Below are 1640 nucleotides of genomic sequence, written 5' to 3'. Positions count from 1 at the left end.
GAAGGGATCGGCGGTCTGCACCGGGGCGGCCGCCGCGACGCCCGCCCCGGTGCAGACCGCCGATCCCTTCGGCCTCGAGACCACGCTCGAGCCCAGAAAGGTCGTGATGGTCAAGGGCACTGCCAATTGGGACTCGGCCTTCGACACGCTGATCGACGCCTTCAAGGCCCTCAACACGCTGCTGGACAAGCAGGGCATCAAGCCGGCCGGCAATGCGATGATCGTCTACACCTCGACCGACGACACCGGCTTCACCTTCCTTGCCGAGATCCCGGTCGACCAGGATCCGAAGAACTTGTCCAAGGACATGAGCATCGGCAAATCGCCGGAGGGCAAAGCCCTGAAATTCGTCCATCGCGGCTCCTACGACAACATGGACAACACCTATGAGGCGATCACCAATCACCTCGACGACAAGAAGCTGGAAGCCAAGGACACCTTCATCGAGGAGTACCTCACCGATCCCCTGAAGACGGCCGAGGACAAGCTCGTGATCAATGTTTTCGTGCCGCTGAAGTGAGACCGATGAAAAAGCCTGCCCTGCTCGCCGCCATATTCGCCACCGCACTGCTGACGGCGCCCGCACGCGCCGATGATTTCCCGTCCGCCATTTCGGTGAGCGGCGAAGCCACGATTTCCGCAGCCCCCGATCTCGCGCAGATCGATGCCGGCGTCGCCAACGATGCCAAGACGGCGAAGGAAGCTGCTGACGCCAACAACGCCGCGATGGGCAAGGTGCTGCTGGCGCTGAAGGGCGCAGGGATCGCCGAGAAGGACTACCAGACATCGCGCTTGTCGCTGCAGCCGCAATACGGCCAGAACAAATCCACCGGCGCCTCGCCCGTGGTCGGCTTCCGCGCGAGCAACCGCGTCACCGTGAAGATTCGCGACGTGACCAAGGTTGCCAGCGTCATCGACACGCTGGTCAGCGCCGGCGCCAACGATATCGGCAATATCTCGTTCGAGGTGACGCAGGCGTCAAAGCTGCTCGACGATGCACGCGAGCAGGCGATCGCCGATGCACGACGCAAGGCGGAGGTCTATGCCAAGGCCGCCGGCGTCACGCTGGGCGCGCCGCTCAGCGTCACCGAAGGCGGCGGCCCGGTGCCGCTGTTCAAGGGCCGCATGGCAGCGCCAATGGCTGCAGCACCGCAGGCGGCGGTGGCACCCGGCGAGGAAACGCTATCGGTGACGGTGAATGTGAGCTGGGCGATCAAGCCGGGACAGTGAGCCGCAAGAGGCACACTGCCCACCAAAACAACGGTGTCGTCCCCGCGAAACGCGGGGACCCATAACCACAGGGAGTGGTTATGACGCGACGCCGGTAACCACGAGTCTTCGCCAGTCGTCCGTTAAGAAGCCGAATTGAGCGGGGCCGGACAGGCGCGCGTGCGCCAGAGCTGGATCAGGAACAGGCACAAGAGTTCTCTGATCCAGGCGAGGATGCGGCGGAAGTTGTGGCCGACGGCTGAGAGGATGACGTTGGCCGCATCGCCGGCGCGGCCTTTGAGGTAGCAGCGGCCGAGGTGGCCATCGGTCTTCAGGTGTCCGATGATGGGTTCGATGGCGGAACGGCGGCGCAGCTCGCGCTTGATGACACCGAAGACGCCGCGCTTCTGGCCAGAGATGAAGATTCGGCG

General features: G+C 64.1%; 3 protein-coding genes. 2 read left to right on the top strand and 1 reads right to left on the bottom strand.

Going from position 1 to position 1640, the window contains the following annotated elements; translation table 11 throughout:
* A partial coding sequence (locus H1B27_RS39570; RefSeq protein WP_246516078.1) for a GyrI-like domain-containing protein occupies window positions 1-520 on the top strand: 520 nt, incomplete at its 5' end.
* A 5-nt stretch (window positions 521-525) separates the two neighbouring features.
* The gene (locus tag H1B27_RS39565) at window positions 526-1230 is read left to right on the top strand and encodes an SIMPL domain-containing protein (RefSeq protein WP_197969768.1); all 705 of its coding nucleotides are present in this window, start codon (window positions 526-528) and stop codon (window positions 1228-1230) included.
* Window positions 1231-1352: 122 nt separating this feature from the next.
* Here the strand turns inward: H1B27_RS39565 and H1B27_RS39560 are convergent.
* Window positions 1353-1640: transposase (locus H1B27_RS39560; RefSeq protein WP_197967352.1), on the bottom strand; the 288-nt coding region annotated here is incomplete at its 5' end.

The organism is Bradyrhizobium diversitatis, from assembly GCF_016031635.1.
Lineage (GTDB): Bacteria > Pseudomonadota > Alphaproteobacteria > Rhizobiales > Xanthobacteraceae > Bradyrhizobium > Bradyrhizobium diversitatis.
Note: the sequence above shows the minus strand (reverse complement) of the source record. Positions and strands in the feature narration are given on the sequence as shown.